27 protein-coding genes and 1 tRNA gene are annotated in these 25,848 nt (G+C 62.6%); 20 read left to right on the plus strand and 8 right to left on the minus strand.

Going from position 1 to position 25,848, the window contains the following annotated elements:
• Positions 1-33: 33 nt before the first annotated feature.
• From FFS37_RS31305 to FFS37_RS31340, 8 genes are all read left to right on the plus strand, one after another.
• Entirely contained in the window at positions 34-939 is a 906-nt protein-coding gene (locus FFS37_RS31305; RefSeq protein ID WP_232375842.1) for a DUF2182 domain-containing protein, read from the plus strand.
• On the plus strand, positions 936-1,550 hold the full coding sequence (locus FFS37_RS31310) for a DUF1326 domain-containing protein (RefSeq protein WP_137934816.1): 615 nt from the start codon (positions 936-938) through the stop codon (positions 1,548-1,550). Before FFS37_RS31305 ends, FFS37_RS31310 begins: the two co-directional genes overlap by 4 nt.
• A gap of 11 nt (positions 1,551-1,561) precedes the next feature.
• Positions 1,562-2,380, plus strand: coding sequence for a phosphatidylcholine synthase (gene pcsA / locus FFS37_RS31315; RefSeq protein ID WP_171026500.1), 819 nt, complete (start codon positions 1,562-1,564; stop codon positions 2,378-2,380).
• 40 nt (positions 2,381-2,420) lie between these two features.
• A complete protein-coding gene (locus FFS37_RS31320) occupies positions 2,421-3,398 on the plus strand; it encodes a quinone oxidoreductase family protein (protein WP_137934818.1) in 978 nt (325 codons plus the stop codon).
• Between the two features lie 217 nt (positions 3,399-3,615).
• Positions 3,616-5,193 carry an ABC transporter ATP-binding protein gene (locus tag FFS37_RS31325; RefSeq protein ID WP_171026496.1) on the plus strand — a complete coding sequence of 526 codons (1,578 nt, stop codon included), beginning with the start codon at positions 3,616-3,618 and terminating at the stop codon, positions 5,191-5,193.
• Positions 5,190-6,320 (plus strand): ABC transporter permease, encoded by a 1,131-nt coding sequence (locus FFS37_RS31330; protein WP_137934820.1) that lies wholly within the window; start codon positions 5,190-5,192, stop codon positions 6,318-6,320. The genes FFS37_RS31325 and FFS37_RS31330 overlap by 4 nt, the downstream gene beginning before the upstream one ends.
• A complete protein-coding gene (locus FFS37_RS31335) occupies positions 6,320-7,240 on the plus strand; it encodes an ABC transporter permease (RefSeq protein WP_137934821.1) in 921 nt (306 codons plus the stop codon). Before FFS37_RS31330 ends, FFS37_RS31335 begins: the two co-directional genes overlap by 1 nt.
• 51 nt (positions 7,241-7,291) lie before the next feature.
• The gene (locus FFS37_RS31340) at positions 7,292-8,359 is read left to right on the plus strand and encodes a BMP family ABC transporter substrate-binding protein (RefSeq protein ID WP_137934822.1); all 1,068 of its coding nucleotides are present in this window, start codon (positions 7,292-7,294) and stop codon (positions 8,357-8,359) included.
• A gap of 74 nt (positions 8,360-8,433) precedes the next feature.
• On the opposite strand, the gene rimO is transcribed toward FFS37_RS31340, so the two are convergent.
• The 4 genes from rimO to FFS37_RS31360 all read right to left on the minus strand — a co-directional run bounded on the left by rimO (position 8,434) and on the right by FFS37_RS31360 (position 11,941).
• Complete coding sequence (gene rimO, locus FFS37_RS31345; protein ID WP_137934823.1) at positions 8,434-9,747, minus strand: 30S ribosomal protein S12 methylthiotransferase RimO; 1,314 nt, start codon at positions 9,745-9,747, stop codon at positions 8,434-8,436.
• A 159-nt stretch (positions 9,748-9,906) separates the two neighbouring features.
• Positions 9,907-10,593: a TerC family protein gene (locus FFS37_RS31350; protein WP_137934824.1), complete on the minus strand. Its 687-nt coding sequence runs from the start codon at positions 10,591-10,593 to the stop codon at positions 9,907-9,909.
• A gap of 185 nt (positions 10,594-10,778) precedes the next feature.
• Positions 10,779-11,186 carry a DUF930 domain-containing protein gene (locus tag FFS37_RS31355; protein WP_171026497.1) on the minus strand — a complete coding sequence of 136 codons (408 nt, stop codon included), beginning with the start codon at positions 11,184-11,186 and terminating at the stop codon, positions 10,779-10,781.
• A gap of 56 nt (positions 11,187-11,242) precedes the next feature.
• Positions 11,243-11,941: a DUF2161 domain-containing phosphodiesterase gene (locus FFS37_RS31360; RefSeq protein ID WP_137934826.1), complete on the minus strand. Its 699-nt coding sequence runs from the start codon at positions 11,939-11,941 to the stop codon at positions 11,243-11,245.
• A 138-nt stretch (positions 11,942-12,079) separates the two neighbouring features.
• Between FFS37_RS31360 and FFS37_RS31365 the strand changes: the two genes are divergently transcribed.
• The gene (locus tag FFS37_RS31365) at positions 12,080-12,313 is read left to right on the plus strand and encodes a hypothetical protein (RefSeq protein WP_137934827.1); all 234 of its coding nucleotides are present in this window, start codon (positions 12,080-12,082) and stop codon (positions 12,311-12,313) included.
• A gap of 10 nt (positions 12,314-12,323) precedes the next feature.
• Here FFS37_RS31365 and FFS37_RS31370 read toward each other — a convergent pair whose 3' ends face one another.
• Positions 12,324-13,253, minus strand: coding sequence for a LysR family transcriptional regulator (locus FFS37_RS31370; RefSeq protein ID WP_137934828.1), 930 nt, complete (start codon positions 13,251-13,253; stop codon positions 12,324-12,326).
• A 135-nt stretch (positions 13,254-13,388) separates the two neighbouring features.
• Between FFS37_RS31370 and FFS37_RS31375 the strand changes: the two genes are divergently transcribed.
• Positions 13,389-14,105, plus strand: a complete 717-nt coding sequence (locus FFS37_RS31375; RefSeq protein ID WP_137934829.1) for an SDR family oxidoreductase — start codon at positions 13,389-13,391, stop codon at positions 14,103-14,105.
• 16 nt (positions 14,106-14,121) lie between these two features.
• On the opposite strand, the gene FFS37_RS31380 is transcribed toward FFS37_RS31375, so the two are convergent.
• Positions 14,122-14,763: a TetR/AcrR family transcriptional regulator gene (locus tag FFS37_RS31380; protein ID WP_137934830.1), complete on the minus strand. Its 642-nt coding sequence runs from the start codon at positions 14,761-14,763 to the stop codon at positions 14,122-14,124.
• Positions 14,764-14,858: 95 nt separating this feature from the next.
• Here FFS37_RS31380 and gap point away from each other — a divergent pair, with 95 nt between their 5' ends.
• Positions 14,859-15,866 carry a type I glyceraldehyde-3-phosphate dehydrogenase gene (gap, locus tag FFS37_RS31385; protein WP_137934831.1) on the plus strand — a complete coding sequence of 336 codons (1,008 nt, stop codon included), beginning with the start codon at positions 14,859-14,861 and terminating at the stop codon, positions 15,864-15,866.
• Positions 15,867-15,962: 96 nt separating this feature from the next.
• Here the strand turns inward: gap and FFS37_RS31390 are convergent, their stop codons facing one another.
• Positions 15,963-16,865 (minus strand): sensor domain-containing diguanylate cyclase, encoded by a 903-nt coding sequence (locus FFS37_RS31390; protein WP_137934832.1) that lies wholly within the window; start codon positions 16,863-16,865, stop codon positions 15,963-15,965.
• Positions 16,866-16,885: 20 nt separating this feature from the next.
• On the opposite strand from FFS37_RS31390, the gene FFS37_RS31395 reads away from it, so the two are divergent.
• Positions 16,886-17,245 (plus strand): hypothetical protein, encoded by a 360-nt coding sequence (locus tag FFS37_RS31395; protein ID WP_137934833.1) that lies wholly within the window; start codon positions 16,886-16,888, stop codon positions 17,243-17,245.
• On the opposite strand, the gene FFS37_RS31400 is transcribed toward FFS37_RS31395, so the two are convergent.
• A tRNA-Ser gene (locus tag FFS37_RS31400) sits at positions 17,213-17,302 on the minus strand. The two genes, FFS37_RS31395 and FFS37_RS31400, sit on opposite strands and share 33 nt — an antisense overlap.
• A 250-nt stretch (positions 17,303-17,552) precedes the next feature.
• On the opposite strand from FFS37_RS31400, the gene FFS37_RS31405 reads away from it, so the two are divergent.
• From FFS37_RS31405 to FFS37_RS31440, 8 genes are all read left to right on the plus strand, one after another.
• Positions 17,553-18,785: a septal ring lytic transglycosylase RlpA family protein gene (locus tag FFS37_RS31405; protein WP_137934834.1), complete on the plus strand. Its 1,233-nt coding sequence runs from the start codon at positions 17,553-17,555 to the stop codon at positions 18,783-18,785.
• A gap of 97 nt (positions 18,786-18,882) precedes the next feature.
• Complete coding sequence (locus FFS37_RS31410; protein ID WP_171026498.1) at positions 18,883-20,046, plus strand: D-alanyl-D-alanine carboxypeptidase family protein; 1,164 nt, start codon at positions 18,883-18,885, stop codon at positions 20,044-20,046.
• A 139-nt stretch (positions 20,047-20,185) separates the two neighbouring features.
• Positions 20,186-20,860, plus strand: coding sequence for a dTMP kinase (gene tmk, locus FFS37_RS31415; protein WP_137934836.1), 675 nt, complete (start codon positions 20,186-20,188; stop codon positions 20,858-20,860).
• Entirely contained in the window at positions 20,857-21,912 is a 1,056-nt protein-coding gene (locus FFS37_RS31420) for a DNA polymerase III subunit delta' (protein WP_137934837.1), read from the plus strand. Before tmk ends, FFS37_RS31420 begins: the two co-directional genes overlap by 4 nt.
• Before the next feature lie 115 nt (positions 21,913-22,027).
• Positions 22,028-23,581, plus strand: a complete 1,554-nt coding sequence (gene metG, locus FFS37_RS31425; RefSeq protein ID WP_137934838.1) for a methionine--tRNA ligase — start codon at positions 22,028-22,030, stop codon at positions 23,579-23,581.
• Positions 23,581-24,381 carry a TatD family hydrolase gene (locus FFS37_RS31430; protein ID WP_137934839.1) on the plus strand — a complete coding sequence of 267 codons (801 nt, stop codon included), beginning with the start codon at positions 23,581-23,583 and terminating at the stop codon, positions 24,379-24,381. The genes metG and FFS37_RS31430 overlap by 1 nt, the downstream gene beginning before the upstream one ends.
• A complete protein-coding gene (locus FFS37_RS31435) occupies positions 24,378-25,199 on the plus strand; it encodes an MBL fold metallo-hydrolase (protein WP_137934840.1) in 822 nt (273 codons plus the stop codon). Before FFS37_RS31430 ends, FFS37_RS31435 begins: the two co-directional genes overlap by 4 nt.
• A 131-nt stretch (positions 25,200-25,330) precedes the next feature.
• Positions 25,331-25,531, plus strand: a complete 201-nt coding sequence (locus tag FFS37_RS31440; RefSeq protein WP_137934841.1) for a hypothetical protein — start codon at positions 25,331-25,333, stop codon at positions 25,529-25,531.
• The last annotated feature ends 317 nt before the right edge of the window (positions 25,532-25,848 follow it).

Raw genomic sequence — 25,848 nt, forward strand, 5'->3', positions numbered from 1 at the left:
GATCAACGTGGCGATTCGGCCCATTCGGATGCCATGACTGGCCACCAGGACGATTTCAGCCATCTCGACCGCGCAGGCCGCGCTGCGGCCGATATCGCGCGCAACCCGCGCCTGACGGTCAACATCGTCGTCGGCGCCGGCATCGCGCTGGCATGGCTGCTGCTCGCGGCGATGGCGATCCGTGGCGCCGACATCGGGATCGGCACGCCAGGCGATGCGTTGCTGCGCAGCCTGCCGCGGCTGCCGCTGCCCGATTTCCTGGAACGCTTCTTCGTTCTCTGCCTATCGCCGGCGCCGCTCGACGGAAACCTTGGCCTGCGGGCCCTGGCGCTGACCGTAATGTGGTTCCTGATGGCCGTTGCCGCGATGCTGCCCTCCGCCGCGCCAATGATACGCACCTATTGCGAGATCGCCGATACGGCCCGCGTCAAGGGAGAGCCGGTCATCCATCCGCTCGTGCTGGTCGCGGGTTATCTCTCGGTCTGGCTCGCCGCATCCCTGTTGTTTTCGGCGCTGACGCTTGCAGCGCACGCGTCGGCCGCGTCCAACGAGATATTCGATCCGGTGCTTGGCGTTGCCGGCGGGGTCGCCTTGCTGGTTGCCGGCCTCTATCAGTTCAGCAGCCTCAAGGAAGCCTGTCTGAGAAAATGCCGCAACCCGTTCTCGATCCTGTTTTCCAACTGGAGCGCAAGGGCCATCCGCGTGTTCCGGCTCGGCATGGAGCAAGGCCTGTGGTGCCTGGGCTGCTGCTGGGCGTTGATGCTGGTGATGTTCGCGGTTGGGGTGATGAATGTCTTCTGGATGGCGCTGATCGGCCTGTTCACCCTGATTGAAAAACAGACAGCGAGCCGTCTTCCAACGCGACTGGCCGGTGCGATACTGCTTGTCTGGGCAGCGGCGCTGCTAGTAGTCTCGCTTTCAGTGGGGGAAATTCGATGAAAGATCAGAGCTGGGCGATGAAGGGAGAGCTCGTACTCTCCTGCAATTGCACGGTTTTTTGCCCTTGCGTGCTGTCGCTCGGCAGTCACCCGCCGACAGAAGGCTATTGCCAGACATGGGCGGGTTTCCGCATCGACGCCGGACATTTCGGCGAAGTGGACCTCTCCGGCCTCAATCTGGGGCTGATCATGGAAATCCCCGGATATATGAGCCGTGGCAACTGGACCGCCGGCCTCTTCATCGACCAACGCGCCTCGGTCTACGCGGTCAAGGCATTGACGAAAATCTTTACCGGCAAGGCCGGTGGAACCACGTCACTTCTCTCGATTCTCGTCGGAAAGTTTCTTGGTGTCGAGCAGGTGCCGATCCTCTATGAAACCCGCGACAAGACGCGCATCTTCCAGATACCCAAGATCATCGACGGGGCGGTGACCCCGATTGCCGGCAAGGACCGCGAAAAGGATACGGTGATCACCAATTCGGAATACTGGATCGCGCCGGAGATCATCGTGGCCAGGTCCGACAAGAGCAAGATGCGGGCCTTCGGCCGCAATTGGAATTTTGCCGGCCGTTCGGCCGAAATCTGCAAGCTGGATTGGCGGGGCCCGTGAGCAAGAACACTATGGCCAGGAACACGGCGGCCAGGAAGGCCGCCAAGAAAATCGCCGACCGGATTCCGCGGCCGAAGAAGAAGGTCACATGGCCGCAGGCGCGCGCGTTTTCGGTGCATCTGCTGACCGCCTCGGGTTCGTTCCTCGCCTTCCTGTCGCTGGTGGCGGCGAGCGAAGAGCGATGGACGGCGATGTTCTGGTGGCTCGGGCTGGCGCTGTTCGTCGACGGCATTGACGGGCCGATCGCCCGCAAGCTGGAAGTCAAGGAGATCCTGCCGACATGGTCGGGCGAACTCCTCGACAACATCATCGATTACGTGACCTACGTGCTGATCCCGGCCTTCGCGCTCTATCAGCGCGGCTTCATGGGCGAGGGGCTGTCGTTCCTCTCCGCGGCGATCATCGTCGTCTCCAGCGCGATCTACTACGCAGACACCGGCATGAAGACGAAGGAGAATTTCTTCAAGGGATTCCCTGTCGTCTGGAACATGGTGGTGTTCACGCTGTTCGTCATCGAGCCCGGGCAATGGGTCTCGTTCGCGGTGGTGGTGGTGGCCGGCATCCTGACCTTCATCCCGATCAATTTCATCCACCCTGTGCGGGTCGTGCGATTGCGGCCGATCAATCTCGGCATGACACTGCTCTGGTGCGCCTTCGGCGCGCTTGCACTGGCGCAGGCGGCGCTCGGCGCCTTCTATGATCAGATCGGCGTCTTGGGGGCGCAGGTGAGCACCTTCACCAAGATCGGCATCACGGTGACCGGGCTTTACCTCGCCTGCATCGGAGGCATCATGCAGTTCTTCCCCAAGCTTGGCGCGAAGAGAACCTGATTTTCCAAACCCGCAAGCAGGTCCCGCAGGAAGTCTGAAAATGTCCAAAGCAATCCGCATTCGCGCCAATGGCGGTCCGGAAGTTCTGACCTACGAGGACTCCGACCCGGGTCAGCCGGGTTCGGGCCAGATCCTGATCCGCCATACCGCGATCGGGCTCAACTTCATCGATGTCTATTATCGGTCGGGTCTCTATCCGGCGCCGGGCGGATTTCCGCTCATTCCCGGCAGTGAAGCCGCCGGTGTGGTGCTGGAGGTAGGACAGGATGTCGGCTGGCTGAAGCAGGGCGACCGGGTGGCTTATGCCGCCACGACAGGCGCTTACGCCCAGGAGCGCGTCATCGATGCCAGCAGGGTCGTCAAGATTCCCGACGGCATCAGCGACGAACAGGCGGCCGCGATGATGCTCAAGGGGATGACCGCCGAGTATCTCTTGCGCCGGACCTTCAAGGTGAAGGCGGGCGACACGATCCTGTTTCATGCCGCAGCCGGCGGTGTAGGCCTCATTCTCGGCCAATGGGCGAAGCATCTGGGCGCGACCGTCATCGGCACCGCCAGCTCGACCGACAAGATCGAACTGGCAAAGGCGCATGGCTTCGACCATGTCATCAATTACAAGGAGCAGGATTTCGTCGCGGGCGTGGCCGCCATTACAGGCGGCAGGAAATGCGACGTCGTCTACGATTCCGTGGGCAACGACACGTTTCCCGCCTCGCTGGACTGTCTGAAGCCGCTCGGCATGTTCGTCAGCTTCGGCCAGTCGTCAGGACCGATCCCACCATTCTCGATGTCGCTGCTGGCGCAGAAGGGGTCCTTGTTCGCGACCCGGCCAACGCTGTTCGTCTACAACGCCAAGCGCGAGGACCTCGACGCCTCTGCGGCCGCTCTGTTCGATGTCGTGCTGAGCGGCGCGGTCGAGATCAAGATCAACCAGCGCTATGCTTTGAAAGACGCCGGCAAGGCGCACTCGAATCTCGAAGGCCGCAGGACGACAGGCACGACCGTACTGGTTCCCTGACGGAAGTTTGCACGGGTTTTGAGCGCCTTGCCCTAGCGCCGAGCAGAGTTTGCCCGAAAAGCCGGCCAACCACTTTATTGAGCGAAAGAAGGCTGATCTTTGCCCTTGAGTTTCCGCTGAAATTCTTGAAGCTCTTTCAAGTTGGGTGCTGCTTTCACACAAGAGCTGGCCGCGCATACGATGCTTTCGGGAACACAGAACATATCCGGGAACCCGGATGGGAGGCACTGTGAGTGCAAATCATGATGGAACGAACCTGCTCGAGGTTCGTGGCCTGACCAAGATATTCGGCACCCTGACGGCGTGCGATCACATCGACCTCAACATCGCCAAAGGGGAAATTCACGCGCTGCTCGGTGAGAACGGCGCCGGCAAATCGACCTTGGTCAAGATGCTGTTCGGTTCGCTGGAGCCCAATTCCGGCGAGATTTTCTGGAATGGCCAGGCAGTGCGCATCACCAGCCCGGGTGCCGCGAAAAAACTCGGCATCGGCATGGTGTTCCAGCATTTTTCGTTGTTCGAGGCGCTGACCGCGGCCGAGAACATTGCGCTGTCCCTCGATGACGGCTCGCCGATCAGCAGCATCGCGGCGAAGGCGAGGGCGCTTTCCTTCAGCTACGGCCTGCCACTCGATCCTGAGTCGCTGGTCGGCGATCTGTCGGTCGGCGAGCGCCAGCGCATCGAGATCATCCGCTGCCTGTTGCAGACACCGCAGTTGATCATTCTGGACGAACCGACCTCGGTGCTGACCCCACAAGAGGCAGACAAGCTGTTCGAGACGCTGGAGCGGCTGCGCTCGGAAGGCAAATCGATCCTCTACATCTCGCACCGGCTGGAAGAGGTCAAACGCATCTGCGACCGCGCCACCGTGTTGCGGCACGGCAAGGTGGTCGGGCACTGCAATCCTCGCGAGGAGACGGCTGCCTCGCTCGCCCGCATGATGGTCGGCAACGAGGTGCAGGCGGTGGAGCGCGCGCCCGTCGAGGGGATCGAAACCGCGCCGTCGCTGCTCGAAATCCGTAATCTCAGCCGCAAACCCGCGACGCCGTTTTCCATTGCGCTCAAGAATATCAGCCTCGATGTCCGCGCCGGTGAAGTGATCGGCATCGCCGGCGTCGCCGGCAACGGCCAGGGCGAATTCTTCGAGTCCGTCTCCGGTGAAGTCCAGCAGCACGATGCCGCTTCCGTGCGCATTCGCGGCAAGAACGCCGGCGGCCTCACCATTACCGGGCGCCGCCTGCTTGGCGCGGCCTTCGTGCCGGAGGAGCGGCTTGGCCACGGCGCCGCGCCGCGCATGAAACTGTCGGAAAATCTGCTGCTGTCGCGTCATGCCACTGATGGAAAGGCCTTTGTCGGCACCGGCGGCATGGTCAAGGGTGCGGCTGTCTACGCCGCCTCCCAACGCATCATCGAAGCGATGGACGTGCGCAAGAGCGCACCGGATCCGGAAGCGGCAGCACTTTCTGGCGGCAATCTGCAGAAATTCATCGTTGGCCGCGAACTCGACCGCCGCCCAAGCGTCATGGTGGTGAACCAGCCGACATGGGGTGTCGACGCCGGGGCCGCCGCCCACATCCGGCAGGCACTCATCGAGTTGTCGCGCAGTGGGTCCGCGGTCTTGGTCATCAGCCAGGACCTCGACGAGCTGTTCGAGATATCGGACGCGATCGCGGTGATGCACAATGGCGAATTGTCCAGGCCGATGCCGATTGCCGAAGCAACCTTCGAGAAGGTCGGGCTGCTGATGGGCGGCGCCGAGCCCGGCCACGCCGAACACACGCTGGAGACGGCATGATGCGCCTCGAACTCGTCAAACGCCCGCAGCGCTCGGCGCTGTTCTCGATGCTGTCGCCGTTCATCGCCTTCGCGCTGACCATCATTGCCGGCGCGGTTCTGTTCGCGCTGCTCGGCGTCAATCCGTTGACCGCCTTCCGGATCTATTTCGTCGAGCCGATCAGCCAGGTCTGGCAACTGCACGAGCTGGCCATCAAGGCGGCCCCGCTCATCCTGATCGCTGTCGGCCTGTCGGTCTGCTACAAGGCCAACATCTGGAACATCGGTGCCGAGGGCCAGTTTATCTTCGGCGCCATCTTCGGATCGATCCTCCCCGTGCTGTTTCCGCAGTTCGAGGGGCCCTTGGTTCTGCCACTGATGCTCCTGTGCGGCATGGTCGGCGGAGCGGCCTACGCGGCAATCCCGGCCATGCTGAAGACACGTTTCGGCACCAACGAGATCCTGACCAGCCTGATGCTGGTCTATGTCGCCCAGCTGTTCCTCGACTGGCTGGTGCGCGGGCCCTGGCGCGATCCGCAGGGCCATGGTTTCCCGCAGACGATCCAGTTCGGCGATTCCGCCGTGTTGCCGGAGCTGATGCCGGACGCCGGACGCGCCAATTGGGGTTTCGTCTTCGCGCTGGTGGCCGCTGTGCTGGTCTGGATCCTGATGGGCCGCATGCTCAAGGGCTTCGAGGTCCGCGTGCTGGGCTCGAGCCCGAGGGCAGGGCGCTTCGCCGGCTTCGGCCTCAACCGCATGGTGTTCTTCGCCTTCCTGCTGTCGGGTGCGCTGGCCGGCCTTGCCGGCATCTGTGAGGTCTCCGGCGCCATCGGGCAATTGCAGCCGGTGATTTCCCCCGGCTATGGCTTCACCGCCATCATCGTCGCCTTCCTCGGCCGCCTCAATCCGCTGGGCATCATCGCGGCCGGCCTGGTGCTGGCGCTGACTTATCTCGGCGGCGAGGCCGTGCAGAGCGCACTTGGCATTTCCGACAAGGTGGTGAGGGTGTTCCAGGGCATGCTTTTGTTCTTCGTGCTCGGCTGCGACACGCTCATCCATTACCGCATCCGCGTCATCGGCCTCGCACTGACGAAGCAGGACAGCGCCGCAAAGCTCGAGGCAGCGCCGAAGTTGAAGGAAGCCCGCTGATGGACATCACCGTCAACATCCTCCTGACCATCGCCACGGCGGCGACGCCGCTTCTGATCGCGGCGATCGGCGAATTGGTGGTCGAACGTTCCGGCGTGCTCAATCTCGGCGTCGAAGGCATGATGATCATGGGCGCGGTAGCCGGCTTCGGAGCCGGCTACCTGACCGGCTCGCCCTGGATCGGCCTTCTGGCGGCGATCGCCATGGGCGCGCTTTTCTCACTGCTTTTTGCCGTCATGACGCTGTCGCTGGCCACCAACCAGGTGGCGACCGGGCTGTCGTTGACGCTGCTTGGCCTCGGCCTTTCCGGCATGATGGGAACCAGTTTCGTCGGCCAGCCTGGCGTCAGGCTGCCCAACCTCGACATTCCGGGTCTCAGTTCGATTCCGATCGTTGGCAAACTGATCTTCGGCCAGGATCCCATATTCTACATCTCGATCGCCTTGACGGCCGCGGTGACGTGGTTCCTGTTCAAGACACGCACCGGGCTCACGCTGCGCTCCATCGGCGACAGCCACACATCGGCGCACGCGCTGGGCATCAAGGTTATCCGCTACCGCTATCTCGCGGTCATTTTCGGCGGCGCCTGCGCGGGTCTGGCCGGCGGCCATCTCTCGCTCGTCTACACGCCGCAGTGGGTGGAAAACATGTCGGCCGGGCGTGGCTGGATCGCGCTGGCGCTTGTGGTGTTCGCCTCGTGGCGGCCGTGGCGGGTGCTGGCCGGCGCCTACATCTTCGGCGCGGTGTGGATCGGCCAGCTTCATGCACAGGCTTTTGGCATTCCGGTGCCCTCGCAGATGCTTTCTTCTCTGCCCTATCTGGCAACCGTCGTGGTTCTCGTTCTAATCTCGCGCAACAAGCGTTTGACGATGATGAACACGCCGGCATCCCTGGGGCAGCCATTCGTTCCGGATCGTTGACAAATAAAAACAAACGGAAGCTCCAAGGCTTAAACTCAGAGAGGTAACACGATGAAAAAACTGCTTATTGCCCTGATGACCACGACAGCGGCCTTGTCGATGGCCGCGTCCGCGCAGGCTGCCGACAAGTTGAAGGCATGCTGGGTCTACACCGGCCCGATCGGTGACTTCGGCTACTCCTATCAGCATGATCAGGGCCGGCTCGAGGTCGAAAAGGCGCTGGGCGACAAGGTGGAGACCGCCTATCTGGAGAACGTCTCCGAAGGTCCCGATGCCGACCGCGCTTTCGAGCGCCTGGCGCGCGAAGGCTGCAAGATCATCTTCGGTACCTCGTTCGGCTTCATGGATGCCGAAGTGAAGGTCGCCAAGAAGTTCCCAAAGGTGATGTTCGAGCACGCCACCGGCTACAAGACGGGTGACAATCTCGGCATATACAATGCGCGCTTCTACGAAGGCCGCTACGTGCTCGGCCAGATCGCGGCCAAGGAATCGAAGTCCGGCGTTGCCGGCTACATCGTTTCCTTCCCGATTCCCGAAGTGGTGATGGGCATCAATTCCTTCATGCTCGGCGCGCAGTCGATCAACCCGAACTTCAAGGCCAAGATCGTCTGGGTGAACTCCTGGTTCGATCCCGGCAAGGAAGCCGACGCCGCCAAGGCGCTGTTCGACCAGGGCGCCGACATCATCGTCCAGCATACCGATTCGACCGCTGCCCTGCAGGTGGCCGAGGAGCGCAAGCTGCACGGCTTCGGCCAATCCTCCGACATGATCAAGTTCGCGCCGAACGCGCAGCTGACGTCGCTGACCGATGAGTGGGGCCCGTATTACATCAGCCGCGTGCAGGCCGCGATCGACGGCACCTGGAAGCCCGACAATGTCTGGCTCGGCATCAAGGACGGCGCGGTCAAGCTCGCCCCCTACACCAACATGCCCGCCGACGTGAAGGCGATGGCGGAGGCGACCGAGAAGAAGATCGCCGGCGGCTGGAACCCCTTCACCGGACCGATCGCCAAGCAGGACGGCTCTGCCTGGCTGAAGGACGGCGAAGTGGCTGACGACGGCACGCTGCTCGGCATGAATTTCTACGTCAAGGGCGTCGACGACAAGCTGCCGCAGTAAGCGCGGCATCATTACGGATATGGAAAGGGCGCCGCGAGGCGCCCTTTTTCGTATCCGGCTGGATAACAAAAAGCTTAGACAGCCGAACCGTAGAGATCGTAGGCGTCCGCGCGCTCGATCTTGACCGTGACGATGTCGCCGGCGCGCATGGGACGCCGCGACTGGATATGGACCGAACCGTCGATCTCCGGCGCATCGTATTTGGTGCGGCCCTTGGCTGACGTGCCATGCGCTTCATCGATCAGCACGGGCAGGCGCTTGCCGACCTTTTTGGCGAGCTGCGTCGCCGAGATCTTCTGCTGGCGTTGCATAAAGCGGTGCCAGCGTGCTTCCTTGATTTCCTGCGGCACCTGCTCGAGGCCGAGATCGTTGGAGCGGGCGCCCTTGACCGGTTCGTATTTGAAGCAGCCGGCACGATCGATCTTCGCCTCGTCCAGCCAGTCGAGCAGCATTTCGAAATCCTCTTCCGTCTCGCCGGGGAAGCCGACGATGAAGGTCGAGCGGATGGCAAGGTCCGGGCAGACGTCACGCCAGCCGCGAATGCGCTCCAGCGTCTTTTCGCCATGCGCTGGCCGGCGCATGTTCTTCAGCACTTGCGGCGAAGCGTGCTGGAACGGGATGTCCAGATAAGGAAGTATCTTGCCGTCGGCCATCAGCGGAATAACGTCGGCGACATGCGGGTAGGGATAGACATAGTGCATGCGTACCCAGATGCCGAGCTTGCCCAATTCCTCCGACAGATCGAGGAATTTGGCGCGGACCTCGCGGTCGCCGAACATCGACGTCTGGTATTTGATGTCGATGCCGTAGGCGCTGGTGTCCTGCGAGATGACCAGAAGTTCCTTGACGCCGGCCTTGGCCAGCTTCTCGGCTTCGCGCAGCACGTCGGCCGCGGGCCGTGAAACGAGGTCGCCGCGCAGCGCCGGAATGATGCAGAAGGTGCAGCGGTTGTTGCAGCCTTCCGAAATCTTCAGGTAGGCGTAATGGCGCGGGGTCAGCTTGACGCCCTGCGGCGGCAGCAGATCGACATAGGGATCGTGCGAGGGCGGCGCCGCCTCGTGGACGGCGGCCATGACGCTCTCATAGGCCTGCGGGCCGGTTATCGCCAGCACATTGGGGTGCTTCTCGCGGATGACGTCCGGTTCGGCGCCCAGACAACCCGTGACGATGACCCTGCCGTTCTCCGAAAGCGCCGAACCGATGGCGTTTAGCGACTCGTCACGGGCGGAGTCCAAGAAACCGCAAGTGTTGACGACGACGAGATCGGCACCGTCATGCTTGCGGGCGATCTCATAGCCCTCGGCCCGCAGCCGCGTGATGATGCGTTCGGAATCGACAAGGGCCTTGGGGCACCCGAGACTGACAAAGCTGACGCGCGGAGCGGACATGGGCAGGTTTCCAAAGGACGCAGCCCGGAAACACCGATCCGGCCCGCAGTCTCAACATATAACGGTTTGCATGGCTCTGGCAGGAGCTCAATTCGGGCGGCGCAATAGCACGGCTTCCCCAATCAGGCAAACGGAGCCGGCGCGCCGTGCTCCAAGGTCTCAGTGCCCGCCTGATCCGAACCAGGGCTCGAGGAAGGCAAAATGGTCGGGAAATTGCTGCACCGCGCCGTCGAGCAGCATCTTGACCGCGACGTAGAGGATGATCGCCAGGCCGATATAGGCGATCCAGCGGTACTTGTGCAGCAGCCGCGCGACAAACGACGCGGCAAAACCCATAAGGGCGATCGACAGCGCCAGTCCGATGATCAGCACCGTCGGATGGTTCATGGCCGCGCCGGCCACTGCGAGGACATTGTCGAGCGACATCGAAACGTCGGCTATGACGATCTGCCAGGCCGCCTGCGAGAAGGTCTTGGTCGGCCCCTTGCCGGCCGCCGCGCCGTGCTTGTCGGAGCCGCCATTCGATAGCGCTTCGGTCGCATCGCGCTCCTCGTCGTGGCTGACCCGCAACTCTCGCCACATCTTCCAGCACACCCACAGCAGCAGCAGGCCGCCGGCGAGCAGCAGCATGGGACCGATCGTGAGCAGCTTCTGCGTGATCAGGGCGAAGAAAATGCGAAGGACGGTGGCGGCCCCGATGCCTACCAGAATGGCGCGCTTGCGTTGGTCCGCCGGCAGGCCGGCAGCGGCGAGGCCGATGACGATGGCATTGTCACCCGCGAGCGCAAGGTCGATGGCGATGACCTGAAGAAGAGCCGATATGCCCGCGGCAGTGAATATTTCCATCGACCTGAAAGCCCTTCGCCGAGTGTTCGTCGTCGATTGTCCAAACGGGCCTAAAGGCATGGTCCGCTGGCGTCAAGGCGCAGCGCCGGACAACACTGGAAAACCACTTTCGTGGCAGCGGCACTACAGGAAGATTTCAGCAACCGGCGGCCGGTTGGCCAATGCCTGATCAGATGTGTGGGAAACTAATCGTAGAGATTGTATTTCGCCCAGTCGGCCTCGGGAATCTCATCACCGATCCGGTAGCGCAGCTGGAGGACCTCCATATGGTCCGGCCCGGTCTGGCATTTGAACTTCAGCCGGTACCATTGGCCCTTGCTGCGGAACGCCGCTCCCGGGCTTCTTATCGCATCGGCGCTCATCTCGGGCGTGGCGAAAGCGTAAGCCACGACACGGTCGGCCTTGAATTTGCGGTCGTCGTGAGTAATCCGGTCGAGAACCTCGGCATCGCACCGCTGTTCAAGGCGCGTTTGCGGATCGAGTTTCATCAGTCCGGCACGCAGGGCGTTGTCCATTGCACTGGCCGGGAAAGCCAGCGCGAGCGACGCCATTGCCGTCATGCAGAGTGTCTTCATCGGCGGGACAAGCAACATATTTTGTCTGAAAAATCAACCAAGAGGGGCTCTTCGTGCTCCGCAACCCCCTGTATTCAGGAGGACGGTGCAATCAAAATCTCGTGTCGAGCCTCCTCGTGCAATGTCTGCGGCCAACGGACCAGCGAAGCGCGGCCGGCGTCGGTGAGATCGTATAGCCCTCGATCGACGCGAGCGAACCAGCCATAGACATTGTGCTGCAGGATTTTCGGTGCGATCGGCGTCAAGGCTTTGAGATCGCGTGGCCGTTTGGGGCCATCCGCAAGCGCGGCGGCGCAGGTGAGGGCGCTTTGGCGATAGGCGGTCATGATCGGATTGCGCGACCCGCCTCCCGCTACGGGATCCCCGCGGCGACGCCGATGCTCGTCGACAAGGCGCGACCGACGGCGAGCGTTCTTGCGCGGCGCCAAGGCGGCCGGACTGAGGAGCACCTCGACCCGATCATTCGCGGTCACGCCAAGCAGGCCGAAGCCGAGCAGGCGGCAAAGGTTGCGAAACCTGGCATCACTTTCGCGCCCCTTGCCTCGTGCCGACATGCGGGCCGCGAGCCACACTTCATCGCAGGCGGCGGCGCGGTCGACGCCCTGCAGAACCAGTTCGAGATTGAACTGCAGCTTCAGTTCGCAGATGACGACGACCGGCGGCTCTCCCTCGCGCAGCGCGACGATGTCGCAGCCACCAACCTCTCCCTTCACGGCGAAGTCGAGATTTTCGAGGAACCGCTTCACCGGAGCGTAGAGTGAGGTCTCGTTCATGGCACAGGCTTAGCCGATTCGGTGCGAAAAGCCCTCTGGCGGACGGCATCGAGGAAGCGCGCCGTTATTCAGGCCGCACCATTGGCATCAGCCGATCGTCCTTGTTATTGTGGCGCCGGTCAGCACAGGACGCCCACCATGGACGCACGTGAAATGAGCGCGATCGGCGACACCCTGATGAGGGTCGTCACGCCCGATATGTCCCCCAAGCAGCTTGTCAAAGCTGCCCGCAAGGCACATCCCACGGCTTCGAAAAAGGATATTGCGAGAGCGGCTTTCTTTTCGATCATCGCAAACGCCGACCAGGACATCGGCAAGGTCAAGAACCTGCAGGCATTCGCCATTGCCGAACGGACCCAGCGTTCCGACTGAGTAGAGCCCCTCATCGGCGGGCATAGGCGGCCCGGCAAACGGACATCACCATGTCGCGCAGCCAACGATGGGCGGGATCGGCATCCATGCGCGGATGCCACATCGCCGATATCCTGAATTCCGGGATGGGGAGCGGGAGCTCAAAGCTTTCAAGACCCGTCACGTTAACGTGGTCGCCGGAGCCGCCAAGACATGAACGCGGCACGGTCGCGATCAGGTCGGATTGGCGGGCGATCCGCATCGCGTCGGGGTAGCCGGGCACGACAACCGCCACGGCCCGTCCAAGGCCGAGCTTTTCCAGGGCGCCATCGATCGGCTCGACGACATGCCCCTCTCGTGACGCAACGATGTGTTTGCAGGCGGCATAGCGTTCAGGCGTAACCCCAGCGCCCGCCAGGAGCGGATGTCCGGCGCGGGCAACGCCGACATATCTGTCATGGAACAGCAACTGGGTCCGTATCTCGGGCGCCGACGTCCCCAGCAAACCGATTTCCAGATCGACCAGCCCCTCCCGAAGCGACCGCGCATCCTTGTCGGGTTTGGGGGCGAAGCGCAGCCGCATGCGGGGCGCGGCCCGCGTCACCGCGATCACCACCGGACCGGCAAGGAACTCCAGGAACGCTTCGCTTGCGCGAATGGTGAACGTCAATTCGAGCGAGGCTGCATCCAGCACGGCATTCTGGGGCCGCAGAACGGCCTTCGCGTCACGGGTGAGGTCATGGACGCGGCCGCGCAACTCGGCGGCATGCGGGGTGGGCACAAGCCCGCGCCCGGCCCGCACCAGCAGCGGGTCGCCTGTGGCCGCGCGAAGCCGTGCCAGCGTGCGGCTCATGGCCGAGGAACTGAGGCCGAGGCGCCGGGCGGCGCCTGTCACACTGCCCTCGGCAAGCAATACGTCCAGAGCCACGAGAAGATTGAGGTCCACGTCCAGGCTGCTCATGACGGCAAGCCTATCCCATGTGTTCGGCCTGACCTAGCGCCTGGTGCAACTATACTTTGATTCTGGCGCGTCTGGCGCCCGGGCATCGGTTGCCCCTATCTGCGGTCACCCCCAATGAAAGCAAGAAGGTGTGCGATGTCCCCAAATGTTTTGAATGCCCCTGCAGGGACGATCCTGCTCATCGGCGCGTCTCGCGGTCTTGGCCATGCGATGGCCGCCGAATTCCTGGACAAGGGATGGAACGTCGTCGGCACGGTCCGGGCAGGCAGCGGCCGGACCAGCTTGCACGATCTGGCGGACGCGTTCGAAGGCCGCCTCGAAATCGAGACGGTCGACATATGCGAGTCCGATCAGGTCGCCGCGCTGCGCGACCGGCTGTCGGGCAGGGTTTTCGACATGCTGTTCGTCAATGCCGGCATCTCGAACAATCCCGCGGAAACGATCGCTGACGTTTCGACCGACGAGTTTGTTCGGGTGATGGTGACCAATGCGCTGAGCCCGATGCGTGTCCTTGAGAGCCTGGAGCACTCTGTTCCGCCGACAGGCCTGGTTGGCGTGATGTCATCCGGGCAGGGGAGCGTCGCCAACAACGAGACGGGTCAGCGTGAGGTGTATCGCGGCAGCAAGGCGGCCTTGAACATGTTCATGCGCAGCTTCGCCGCACGCCACGCCGGCAGCCCGCGCGCCATGGTGCTGATGGCTCCCGGATGGGTCCGCACCGAACTGGGCGGACCGGACGGGCGGCTGAGCATCGAGGAGAGCATCCCCAACCTGGTGAACGTCCTGCTTGCCAAGCAAGGCAGGCCGGGCCTGGAATATCTCGACTATCTCGGCCGCACAGTTCCGTGGTGAAGGGACCGCAATTCGATCAATCGCGTGGCGCTGCAACGCCGGAATATCCGGCAGCCTTCAGCACCAGCGCGATATGCGACCGGGCGATCTTCGACAGTTCAGGTTCCGTCTCGCCGGCACGCGCGCGCAGCGCCAGACTATGCTGGAGCCCGGCGAGCATCGCCGCGATGCCAACAGTATCCGCATCGGCCGATATTTCGCCGGCTTCGGCCGCCATGCTCATGCGTCGCCGGAACTGGATATCGGTTTTCTCGACGGCCGCGGCCAGCTCCGCGCCGATCAGCGGATCGGCTGCCGCTTCACCCGAGATGACACTCAGGACCGGGCAGCCGAGTGGCCGGCCTTCCGTCGAGATATAGGCGCTGATGATCTCGCCGAAATAATCCTCCAGCCCTTTGCCAAGCGAAGGCTCGTCGAAGAGGGCGCGATTGCGCCGCGCGGCGGATTCGTCGGCATAGTACCGGACGGCTTTGCGATAGATCTCGAACTTGTTCCCGAAGGCTGCATAAAGACTCGGCCGCGCCATGCCAGTCGCTTCCGAGAGGTGGTCGAGCGAGGTGGCGGTGTAGCCGCGCTTCCTGAATTCGCCGAGAGCCGCCATCAGCGCCTGCTCCGGGACATATTCCCTGGGTCTTCCGCGAGAAAGCTTCCGTTCCATTTTGTACCGATCCGCAATAAATTCGTTGCGCCACCTTTTTATACGAACTAGTAGGAAAAGGAGAGAGAAAACGCTCGGGTGAGGACAGGACTGAAATGGCTTCCAGGATTCGTATCGGTATCAACGGCTTCGGCCGGATCGGCCGCATGGTTCTCCGCGCCGCGACGATGCGGGACGATGTCGAGATCGTCGCGGTCAACGACCTGCTGCCTATCGATCATCTGGCCTATCTGCTGAAGTATGACAGCGTGCATGGCCATTTTCCGGGAGAGATCGACAGCCAGGCAAACGCCTTGCGCATTGGCGGCCGCCTGGTCGCCGCCTTCGAGGAAAAGGACCCCGGCGCGATCCGCTGGAGCGACGCGGGGGTGGATCTGGTGATCGATTCGACCGGACGCTTCCTGACGAAGAAGCTGGTCGAGGGTCATCTGCGCGCCGGCGCCGCAAAGGTGCTGCTCTCGGCGCCGCCGGACGACGACACGCCGGTCTTCGTGATGGGCGTGAACGCGGCGGACTATGCCGGGCAAGCCGTCGTGTCGAACGCCTCTTGCACCACCAATTGCGTGGCGCCGCTGGCCAAGCTCGTCAACGATCTGTTCGGCATCGAGGAAGCACTGATGAATACCGTCCATGCGGCGACGGCGAACCAGAACACCGTCGATGGCGTCTCGCGCAAGGATTGGCGCTTCGGGCGCGGTGTCTTCAACAACATCATCCCGGCGACGACCGGCGCGGCGCGTATGGTCGGCAGGGTCATTCCCGAACTCAATGGGCGCATCAACGGCATGGCGGTGCGCGTACCGGTCGCCGACGTGTCGATGATCGACCTGACTTGCGTGCTGCGTTCCAGGCCATCCTACGCCGAGATCTGCGCCGCAATCCGGGAGGCGGCGGCAGGGACATATCGCGGCATTCTCGACTATTGCGACGAACCGGTCGTCTCGACCGACCTGCGCGGCAATCCCCACAGCGCCATTTTCGACGCGCAAGCGGGAATGCAGACGCCCGGAGGCCTGACCAAGCTCATCGCCTGGTACGACAATGAATGGGGTTATGCCTGCCGCTGCCTGGATCTCGCGGCCCACGTGGCGCGTCAGGGATAGTGCAGCGGCGAGCGACGAACGACCCGGCAGGCGACGAAACGAAGGACCGCGCCAGCGTCGTGCGGTCCTCTGCTGAGGAAGAAGGGCGACAGGTATTTACAGGGCCGACACCCGGTTGCGGCCGGCCCGTTTCGACTGGTAGAGCCCAGCATCGGCGCGTGTCAGGACATCGCTGGCAAAGCGATCAGGCGAGCCGAATTCGCTGACCCCGCCACTGATCGTGGATTCGTAGCGCACGGTTTCCCTCAGCGTGGCGGGAACATGCACGCGCAGCCGCTCGGCGATTTCCAGCGCATCGCTGCGATGGGTACCGGGCATCACCACCACGAACTCGTCGCCGCCAAAGCGGGCGATTACATCGTCTTTGCGCAGAACCTGGCGGCACAGCCGTGCGATTTCCACCAGCGCCGCGTCGCCTGCATGATGCCCCATTTCGTCATTGAGGCGTTTGAAATGGTCGAGATCGAAGACCAGCACCGAGGTCTGGGCCTTTTCCCGTTCAAAGACCGCCAACCGGTGATCCAGGGTCTCGAGCAGCTTGCGGCGGTTGTACAGTCCCGTCAGGGCGTCCGTTTCACTCAACTGGCGCAGCTTTTGCTGAACCTCGTTCTTGTCGGTGATGTTGCTCGCTATCCAGACGACAGCATCCTCGCCCTCAATCTGAAAATTCAGCGCCTGAACCCGGCCTTCGAACCAGATGGAATGGCTGGGGCCGTCACCCGCTCCCTTCACGTCACTCCCGCTGAGTGCGTATTCGACGATATGGAGCACGCCGGTTTCCAGCGCCTTTTCAATTTCGGCGGCGAACCAATGCGCCTTCTCCTCCTTCAGCACTTCAAACATGCTGAGCCCGGCAAGGCCGCTGCCGTCATGATAGTGCCTGAGGTCCTTGCCTCCGAATACAGCCGCATAACGGCCGCTGCGCGTGAGGATGAATGCAGGGTCCGGAAGGGAGGAAAGGATGGAGGTCAACTGTTGCGGAGTAAACAAGGAACTCATTTCTCGCTTTAGGTGACAACATGGCTGCTTCCGCGAAAAGTCCGCATGCGCAATCGCACATCGCGCGTCTTCATTTGCAGATCAGCCTTCCCATCGCCGTTTTGCCACGACAGCCTTTCATTTTCCTAAATGCCCAATGCGCATCCGGTGGTCGGCTCAGCGGCGCTCTGTTGGTGCTGCTATCGTGCGGCTCGGAAGCCATCGTGCGGCTCGGAAGCCATTGCCTTCCGGAGACCGGCGCGCTGCCAACAGGCATCACGGCTGGTCGGAACTATTTCATCCCTGTTGCCGGGCTGAGCGGCAAGATCATGCCGAAAGGTTCGGACAACGATAGGGGCCTGAAGAGGTGGCGGAGGGAGTGGGATTCGAACCCACGGTGAACTCGCGCCCACGCCGGTTTTCAAGACCGGTGCCTTAAACCGCTCGGCCATCCCTCCAGTGACTTCGTCACCTGGGACTGCTCTAGAGTGCGCGGCAAAGACCTGTCAACCGGCTAGCATCAAGCGAAATTGTTTCCGAACGAACGGGCAGGGACGATGCCACAATCTTGCCCGGTTCCGGTCACAATCGGTTAATAGGCTGATAAACAATTCCTGCGCACAAAGGATCGGGGTTCAAGCGCCGTTGATATGTGTCGAATGAGTGTCTTGGCTCTTCGGCATCCGGTTGAGTAGGGGACATCAGGAAATGCAGACTACGGCGCGACCGCGTCTACGCCGTGCTTCCGGATACGCGTTGCTTGCCGTTTCGGCAGTGCTGCTTGCCGCGTGCGCGTCGCAGCCTGAGCCGAAGGGCATGGTCTACAAGAAGACCCGCTCCAAGGAATATTTCGCCGAATCCGAATATGGCGTGAAAGCCAGCCCGCGCGTCCAATTCATGCGCCGCGGCGGCGGCCGCGACCAGCTCGGCAAGCCCTACCAGGTGCGCGGCAAGTGGTATTATCCCAAGGAAGACAAAAAGGGCTTCGCCAAGGTTGGCCTGGCTTCCTGGTATGGCGACGCTTTCCACGGCCGGTTGACTGCCAACGGCGAAGTCTACGACATGACGCATCTGACCGCGGCGCACCCGACCATGCCGTTGCCAAGCTATGCCCGCGTCACCAACCTCGAAACCGGAAGTTCGGTCATCGTGCGCGTCAACGACCGGGGCCCGTATCATGAGGGCCGCATTATCGACGTCTCGGAGCGCGCTGCGCAGATGCTCGACTACGCCAAGGTCGGCACCGCGAAGGTCAAGGTCGAATATGTCGGCCGCGCGCCGCTCGACGGCAATGACGACCAGTATCTGATGGCGTCCTACCATCCAGGCAACAGGATTCCGGATCCGTCGGATGGCCTGCCGACCGGCGTGATGGTGGCCATGAACGGGCCGTCGCCAAGCGTGCCCGTGGGCGCGGGCGCCGTGCCGTTCCCGGGCCAGCTGACGAATTCCGGCCAAGCGTTCGCCACGCAGCCATCCCTATCGGCGCAAGCGCCGTCTTTCGGTGACCTGGCCTTGCCCGATTTCGGACCGATCGTGCCCGAACGCCCGGAGATCGGCCTGCCGGCGCAATCGCCGTTCGCCATGGCCTCGCTGTCTTACGCGGATGAGCGCGTGCGGCGCGCCGATGTCTTTGCCGCGATGGACGACAGCGGCATGTCGCCCGCCGACATCCTGCGGTCGTGGAAGAAGTCCAGCCCGAAAGCGTCTCCGTCCAGTTCCCCCTATGTCGCCGCCGGCACGTTCGACAACCCCGCCGAGGCCAAGAGCGTGGCGGCCGCCCTCAAGCCCTTCGGCAGGATAGAGATCCAACGCTCCGATCTCGATGGCAACGACTGGTACGCGGTCAATCTCTATCCGGATGGTCATGGCGGCGTGGACGAACTGCTGCAGGCGGCATGGTCGCATGGCGCGCCCGATGCGTTGGCCGTTCGCGATTGATTTGACGGCGGATTTCGGCTGGCCAGTTGATCCGCTCTGGAAAAAGCCCGATAGTTTCGCGGGCTTGCCGGAGGGACCGGCCAACGGGTCGAATTTCATGCAGTTTCGCTTGCTTCAGGCTTTCGCCGGGTTTTTTCTGCTCGGCCTCCTGCTTTCTTCGGTACCGGCCCGGGCGCAGCTTTTCGAGACCAAGGCCACACAGGCCTTCATGATCGACGCCGATACCGGCACGGTGCTGTTTTCGAAAGATGCCGACAAGCCGATCCCGCCGGCCTCGATGGCCAAATTGATGACCATGGAAGTGGTCTTCAACGCCATCAAGTCCGGGCGTCTCAAGCTCGACGACACCTTCGTGGTGAGCGAAAACGCCTGGCGCAAGGGCGGCGCGCCGTCCGGAACATCGACGATGTTCGCCAAGCTCAAATCGGCCATCCGGCTCGAGGATCTGATCCAGGGCGTGACCGTGCAGGCGGCGAATGACGGCTGCATCGTCATCGCCGAAGGCATGGCAGGATCGGAGGACAATTTTGCCGCGCAGATGACCGAGCGCGCGCGCCAGATCGGCCTCAAGACATCGACTTTCGTCAATTCGACCGGCCTGCCGGCCGATGGCCAGCAGACGACGGTGCGCGAATTGACCCTGCTTGCCCTGCATCTTTGGCGCGATTACCCGGATTTCTATCGCTACTATGGCTTGAAGGATTTCACCTGGAACAAGATCTCGCAGAAGAACCGCAACCCGCTTCTGGCCATGGACATCGGCGTCGATGGTCTGGCTGTCGGCGCGAGCGAGGCATCGGGCTTCGGCATTGTCGCTTCGGTCAGTCATGACGGAACGCGGGTGATCGCTGCGATGACCGGACTGGCCAATGACAAGGAACGCGCCGAAGAGGCGCGAAAACTTCTCGACTGGGGCGTCCGCTCCTTTGAAAAAACCGAAATCTTCGCCAAGGACGAAGTCGTCGGCGAAGCCCAGGTCTTTGGCGGCGCCAAATCGGGCGTTCGATTGAAGGCAAAGGGGCCAATCGACATCTTCCTGCCGATCACCAACCGCGACAAGCTGACGGCCAGGATCGTCTATACCGGCCCGGTCGCGGCGCCGGTGGAGGAGGGCCAGCCTGTCGGGGCGCTGCGCGTCTGGATCGGTGACACGCTCAGCCAGGAAACGCCGCTGTTCGCCGCCGAGTCGATCGGCGTCGGCACCTTGCCGCAGCGTGCGCTCGACGCGGTCAAGGAACTGGCGGTCGGCTGGCTGCGATAATGTATGTCGCTCAAAAGTGGCCACGGTTTTGAGACAACGACATGCATAAAAGCAAAAATCCGACAGCATGGACGTTTCCTCGAACGCAGACTATCTAGAGCGCAACAATCCACTCCAACCCGGACAAAGGCCCTTTCGCTTGGCGCTCGGATTTTTCATCACCTTCGAAGGCGGCGAAGGCGCAGGCAAGTCGACGCAGATCGACCGGCTGGCGAGGAAGATGCGTGCCAAGAAGTATGATGTCCTGCTGACCCGCGAACCGGGCGGCTCGCCGGGTGCGGAAGCGGTCCGGCATGTCCTGCTTTCGGGCGCCGCCGAGCCATTCGGGCCGAAGATGGAAGCCGTGCTCTTCGCTGCCGCGCGATCCGACCATGTCGAGCAGGTGATCCGGCCGGCGGTCGAACGGGGATCGATCGTGCTTTGCGACCGCTTCCTGGATTCCTCGCGCGTCTATCAGGGCGTTACCGGCGGCATCGACCCCGCGTTCATGGCTACACTCGAACAGGTCGCCATCAACGGCATGATGCCCGACATGACGCTAATCTTCGATATCGATCCGGCCGAGGGCCTTCGGCGCGCGACATTGCGGCGCGGCAGCCATGCCGGCGCCGACCGCTTCGAGAAGGAGACACTGGCCATCCACCAGGCGCGCCGCGCCGCCTTCCTGGCGATTGCCGCGGCCGAACCCGAACGCTGCATCGTCGTCGATGCCTCTGCCGACCCCGACACGGTCGAGCATGTCGTGACAGCGGCCGTGTTCGCGGCGCTGGAGGCGAGGGCGCCAACGCGCAACAGGCAGACCGCACCCGCATGATCTTCGAACGCATCGCGCCCGAACAGCATGACACGCTGGACGGCGTCCCCGAACCGTCCGAAACGCCTCGCCTGGTCGGGCACGGTCAGGCGGCCACCATGCTCGCCGCCGCCTACCGCGCGGGAAAGCTGCCGCATGCGCTGATTTTCTCCGGGCCTGTGGGCATCGGCAAGGCAACGCTGGCCTTTCATCTCGCGCATCATTTGCTGAAACATCCCGCATTCGAGCTGGCGCCGCAAAACCTTGCCATTCCCGATCCGGCCTCGTCGCTGTTTCGCCAGATCGCCACCGCCGCGCATCCGGGCGTACTGCACCTGACCCGGCCGTTGAACGACAAGACCAAGAGCTTCAAGAGCGTGGTCACCGTCGATGAGATCCGCAAGGTCAGCCGTTTCCTGTCGCTGACCTCGCATGACGGCAGCTACCGTGTGGTCATCGTCGATCCGGCCGACGACATGAATGCCAATGCCGCCAATGCCTTGCTCAAGAACCTCGAGGAGCCGCCGGCGCGAACCCTGTTCATCCTTATTGTCCATGCGCCGGGCAGCCTGCTGCCGACGATCCGTTCACGCTGCCAGGTGGTGCGCCTGATGCCGCTCGATGCCGACGAACTGATCGCGGTTCTGGAGACCGCCGAACCGCGGCCGCCGGAAGATCCCGACGCACGGGCAGCGCTCGTCGACCGGGCAGGGGGCAGCGCCCGCAATGCGATTCTCCTGACGCAATATGGCGGACTGGAGATCGCCCAGACGCTCGATGCATTGGTGATGGCAGGCAAAAGCGACGTCGCCGGAGCCTATCGTCTCGCCGAGGCGGTCGCCGGCCGCGACCAGGCGATCCAGTTCGAGATCTTCAATCGCCGTGCCCTCGATCTCCTGTCGGATGCCGCGAGCGATGCCGCGCTGACCGGCGATCTCGCGCGAGCCAAAACGCTGTCGGACACTTGGCACGAGGCGCTGGACGCGATATCTGAGGCGGACACCTACAATCTCGACAAGAAGCAGCACGCCTTGACCATGATCGACCGACTGAAGTCTGCGATGCGAATGTGACGGACTTGTTGGTGCATGCCGCTGCCGGCATGCATCGGCACCGGGATGGCAATCGCCTTCCCGATGCGATATCCACCGCCACGGTTTCCATTCAGACATTCATGACGGCCCATCCATGTCACGCGACACATTCTACATCACGACTGCGATCTCCTACCCGAACGGCAAGCCGCATATCGGCCATGCCTACGAACTGATCGCCACCGACGCGCTCGCGCGCTTCCAGCGGCTCGACGGCAAGCAGGTCTTCTTCCTGACCGGCACCGACGAGCACGGCATCAAGATGCTGCAGACCGCCAAGCGTGAAGGCATTTCGGCGCGCGAGCTGGCCGACCGCAATTCGGCCGAGTTCAAGCGCATGGCCATCGCGCTCAACGCCTCCAACGACGATTTCATCCGCACCACGGAAGAACGGCACTACGCGTCCTCGCAGGCGATCTGGAAGGCGATGGACGCCAATGGCGACATCTACAAGGGCGGCTATGCCGGCTGGTACTCGGTGCGCGACGAGGCCTATTACGGCGAGGAGGAGACGGAGATCCGTCCCGACAATGTCCGCTACGGGCCGCAGGGAACGCCGGTCGAATGGGTCGAGGAAGAAAGCTATTTCTTCCGCCTCTCGGCCTACCAGGACAAGCTCATCGCGCTCTATGAAAGCCAGCCCGACTTCATCGGCCCGGCAGAGCGCCGCAACGAGGTCATGAGCTTCGTCAAGTCGGGGCTGAAGGATCTGTCGATCTCGCGCACCACATTCGACTGGGGCGTGCCGGTGCCTGGCGACGAGAAGCATGTGATGTATGTGTGGGTCGACGCCTTGACCAATTACATTACCGGCGTCGGCTATCCCGATGAAAACGATGAGAAATGGCGCTTCTGGCCAGCGGACGCCCACATCATCGGCAAGGACATTGTCCGCTTCCATGCGGTCTACTGGCCGGCCTTCCTGATGTCGGCGGGAATCCCGCTGCCGAAGCGCGTCTTTGGCCACGGCTTCCTGTTCAACCGCGGCGAGAAGATGTCGAAGTCGGTCGGCAACGTCATCGACCCGTTCACCATGGTCGAGCATTACGGCCTCGACCAGGTGCGCTATTTTTTCCTGCGTGAAGTGCCCTTCGGCCAGGACGGCAGCTACAGCCACGAAGCGATCGTCAACCGCACCAATGCGGACCTTGCCAACGGCCTCGGCAATCTGGCGCAGCGTTCGCTGTCGATGATCGCCAAGAACTGCGGCGGCGTGGTACCGAAGCGCGGCGACCTGGTCGAGGCCGACAGGGCGATCCTGGACCAGGCCACGGCCGCGCTCGACACCGCGCGCAGATCGATGGCCGACCAAGGCATTCACCTGGCCCTCGCGGCGATCTTCGGCGTCGTGGCCGAGGCCGACAGATATTTCGCCGGACAAGAGCCCTGGGCGTTGAAGAAGACCGATCCGGAACGCATGGAAACGGTGCTGTGGACGACGGCGGAAGTGGTGCGGCGCATAACCGTGCTGGCTCAGCCCTTCGTTCCGGGGTCGGCTGCGAAGCTGCTCGACCTGTTGGCGGTGCCGGCGGACAGGCGCGAGTTCGCGCATGTGCATGCCGACCACGCGCTGGTTCCGGGCACTGCATTGCCTGTACCGGAAGGCGTGTTTCCGCGTTATGTCGAACAGCCGGGCGCGAGCGCCTGATGCTTGTCGACAGCCATTGCCATCTGGATTTTCCGGATTTCGCCGAGGAGCGGGCGGCCATCGTCGCCCGCGCCAAGGCGGCCGGAGTAGGCCGCATGGTGACGATTTCCACGCGGGTAAAGCGATTTCAGCAAATCATTGAGATTGCTGAAACTTTTGACGCAGTCTATTGCTCCGTCGGAACGCATCCCCATAATGCGGCCGAGGAACTCGACATCACCACGGCCGATCTCGTCCGCCTGTCGGCGCATCCGAAGGTGGTGGCGATCGGTGAGGCCGGGCTGGACTATTTCTACGACAAGGCGCCCCGCGACGCGCAGGCGCTAGGCTTCCGCAATCACATCGCTGCCGCCCGTGAAACGGGACTGCCGCTGGTCATCCATTCGCGCGACGCCGATGACGACATGATCGCCATTCTCGAAGATGAGACAGGGAAGGGCGCCTTCCCTTTCATCCTGCACTGCTTCTCCTCGGGGCGCCGCCTGGCCGAGATCGGTGTCTCGCTTGGCGGCTATGTCTCCTTCTCGGGTATCCTGACTTTCAAGAACTCACCGGAACTGCGCGCCATCGCGGCGGACCTGCCGCATGACCGGCTGCTGGTCGAGACAGACGCGCCATATCTGGCGCCGATACCGTTTCGCGGCAAGCGCAACGAGCCGGCCTATGTCGCGCATACCGCCAAGGTGCTGGCCGAGACGATCGGCGTCAGCGAGGCCGAGATCGCCGCCTTGACGACCAACAATTTCTTTCGGCTGTTTGGAAAGATGCCGCGCCCTGACAAGCGGGCCTTGGAGGCATGAGCGACAGGTTGCGCGTCACCATACTCGGCTGCGGTTCGTCACCGGGCACGCCGCGCATCACCGGCGACTGGGGCAATTGCGATCCGGACAATCCGAAGAACCGTCGTATGCGCACCGCAGCCCTGGTCGAGCGGATCGCGACGAATGGCGGCCGCACGACCGTCGTCATCGATACCGGGCCGGACTTCCGCCAGCAGATGCTGATGGCTTCTGTCAAGCGGATCGACGCGGTGGTCTATACGCATCCGCATGCCGACCATATCCATGGCATCGACGATCTGCGCGGCTTCGTCCTCGATCAGCGTCACCGTATCGATGTCCATGCCGATGAGCCGACAATGCTGCGCCTGCGCCAGGCCTTCGGCTACTGCTTCGAGACGCCGCGTGGCAGTTCGTATCCGCCGATCGTCGACGCGCATATCATCGACCACGCCAGGCCGGTCGTTATCGAAGGAGAGGGGGGTGCCCTCACCTTCGAGCCGCTGCCGCAGATCCATGGCGACATCGTTTCGCTTGGCTTCCGCGTCGGCCAGCTCGCCTATTGTCCCGACATCAGCGATTTTCCGGATACCACCGCCAAGCGCCTGAACGGCCTCGATGTCCTGATCATCGATGCGCTGCAGTACAAGACGCACCCAAGCCACCTGTCCCTCGGCCAGGCGCTCGAATGGATCGAAAGACTGGCGCCCAAGCACGCCGTGCTGACCCATATGCACGTGCCGCTGGATTACGCCACAGTGGCGGCCGAGACTCCGGAAAACGTAGAGCCGGCATATGACGGCATGACGATCGATATCGCTTACGAATCAGAGCGATAGAAAAGACGCCTCACAACCATCTCAACCAGGTCCAATGAGCAGCAGCGTTTAGTCCGTTCATGACCTGTCTTGGGATACAGCAGCGCGCCGGTGTGGGGTGCGATCATCACCGGGTATGCCGGACCTCAGGCATGGTCGTCGCGCAACGACGCAACCAGCCGTATCGTCCGACAATGTCCTTGCCATCCATGGGCTACGTACAGACGGAATGGAGCGTCGTCGCCGAACAGTTCGGCCGCGATGGTCGCGTCGGAGTGGCCCTTGCCAAGTCGGTCAAGCCCATGAAAACCAACGGGAATTTCCAAGCCAACCCCAACACCACAGTTCCATAATCTATCTTATGCGACTGAAAGTCAGTCGCAAGCTAGACGAAAGGAACCGAAAGGAAAATGCGCAATGCCCTTCTTAGGTCCGTTGTCGTACCTGTGCTCACTCGCATCGGGACTGCTCTTGGCGCATATCTGGTAGCCAAGGGCCTTGACGGCGATCTGGCGGACCAACTGGTCAACGGCTGTATCGCTATCATACTGGTAGCCTGCGACCTTATCGCCGGCAAACTGGCCGCCTCCTCAAATCAACAGGAGGCGGCCTAATTCATCGGAGAACTAATCACCGCTGGCGCGGGCCTGCTAGGCTCGCTGTTCGGCGG

Source organism: Mesorhizobium comanense (genome assembly GCF_005503535.1).
Classification (GTDB): Bacteria; Pseudomonadota; Alphaproteobacteria; order Rhizobiales; family Rhizobiaceae; genus Mesorhizobium; species Mesorhizobium comanense.

Excerpts from the sequence above, each read along its gene's own strand:
- FFS37_RS31305 (WP_232375842.1), top strand. The coding sequence starts at position 34 with ATGACTGGCCACCAGGACGATTTCAGCCATCTCGACCGCGCAGGCCGC.
- FFS37_RS31310 (WP_137934816.1), top strand. The coding sequence starts at position 936 with ATGAAAGATCAGAGCTGGGCGATGAAGGGAGAGCTCGTACTCTCCTGC.
- pcsA (WP_171026500.1), top strand. The coding sequence starts at position 1,562 with ATGGCCAGGAACACGGCGGCCAGGAAGGCCGCCAAGAAAATCGCCGAC.
- FFS37_RS31320 (WP_137934818.1), top strand. The coding sequence starts at position 2,421 with ATGTCCAAAGCAATCCGCATTCGCGCCAATGGCGGTCCGGAAGTTCTG.
- FFS37_RS31325 (WP_171026496.1), top strand. The coding sequence starts at position 3,616 with ATGGGAGGCACTGTGAGTGCAAATCATGATGGAACGAACCTGCTCGAG.
- FFS37_RS31330 (WP_137934820.1), top strand. The coding sequence starts at position 5,190 with ATGATGCGCCTCGAACTCGTCAAACGCCCGCAGCGCTCGGCGCTGTTC.
- FFS37_RS31335 (WP_137934821.1), top strand. The coding sequence starts at position 6,320 with ATGGACATCACCGTCAACATCCTCCTGACCATCGCCACGGCGGCGACG.
- FFS37_RS31340 (WP_137934822.1), top strand. The coding sequence starts at position 7,292 with ATGAAAAAACTGCTTATTGCCCTGATGACCACGACAGCGGCCTTGTCG.
- rimO (WP_137934823.1), bottom strand. The coding sequence starts at position 9,747 with ATGTCCGCTCCGCGCGTCAGCTTTGTCAGTCTCGGGTGCCCCAAGGCC.
- FFS37_RS31350 (WP_137934824.1), bottom strand. The coding sequence starts at position 10,593 with ATGGAAATATTCACTGCCGCGGGCATATCGGCTCTTCTTCAGGTCATC.
- FFS37_RS31355 (WP_171026497.1), bottom strand. The coding sequence starts at position 11,186 with ATGTTGCTTGTCCCGCCGATGAAGACACTCTGCATGACGGCAATGGCG.
- FFS37_RS31360 (WP_137934826.1), bottom strand. The coding sequence starts at position 11,941 with ATGAACGAGACCTCACTCTACGCTCCGGTGAAGCGGTTCCTCGAAAAT.
- FFS37_RS31365 (WP_137934827.1), top strand. The coding sequence starts at position 12,080 with ATGGACGCACGTGAAATGAGCGCGATCGGCGACACCCTGATGAGGGTC.
- FFS37_RS31370 (WP_137934828.1), bottom strand. The coding sequence starts at position 13,253 with ATGAGCAGCCTGGACGTGGACCTCAATCTTCTCGTGGCTCTGGACGTA.
- FFS37_RS31375 (WP_137934829.1), top strand. The coding sequence starts at position 13,389 with ATGTCCCCAAATGTTTTGAATGCCCCTGCAGGGACGATCCTGCTCATC.
- FFS37_RS31380 (WP_137934830.1), bottom strand. The coding sequence starts at position 14,763 with ATGGAACGGAAGCTTTCTCGCGGAAGACCCAGGGAATATGTCCCGGAG.
- gap (WP_137934831.1), top strand. The coding sequence starts at position 14,859 with ATGGCTTCCAGGATTCGTATCGGTATCAACGGCTTCGGCCGGATCGGC.
- FFS37_RS31390 (WP_137934832.1), bottom strand. The coding sequence starts at position 16,865 with ATGAGTTCCTTGTTTACTCCGCAACAGTTGACCTCCATCCTTTCCTCC.
- FFS37_RS31395 (WP_137934833.1), top strand. The coding sequence starts at position 16,886 with ATGGCTGCTTCCGCGAAAAGTCCGCATGCGCAATCGCACATCGCGCGT.
- FFS37_RS31405 (WP_137934834.1), top strand. The coding sequence starts at position 17,553 with ATGCAGACTACGGCGCGACCGCGTCTACGCCGTGCTTCCGGATACGCG.
- FFS37_RS31410 (WP_171026498.1), top strand. The coding sequence starts at position 18,883 with ATGCAGTTTCGCTTGCTTCAGGCTTTCGCCGGGTTTTTTCTGCTCGGC.
- FFS37_RS31420 (WP_137934837.1), top strand. The coding sequence starts at position 20,857 with ATGATCTTCGAACGCATCGCGCCCGAACAGCATGACACGCTGGACGGC.
- metG (WP_137934838.1), top strand. The coding sequence starts at position 22,028 with ATGTCACGCGACACATTCTACATCACGACTGCGATCTCCTACCCGAAC.
- FFS37_RS31430 (WP_137934839.1), top strand. The coding sequence starts at position 23,581 with ATGCTTGTCGACAGCCATTGCCATCTGGATTTTCCGGATTTCGCCGAG.
- FFS37_RS31435 (WP_137934840.1), top strand. The coding sequence starts at position 24,378 with ATGAGCGACAGGTTGCGCGTCACCATACTCGGCTGCGGTTCGTCACCG.
- FFS37_RS31440 (WP_137934841.1), top strand. The coding sequence starts at position 25,331 with ATGGTCGTCGCGCAACGACGCAACCAGCCGTATCGTCCGACAATGTCC.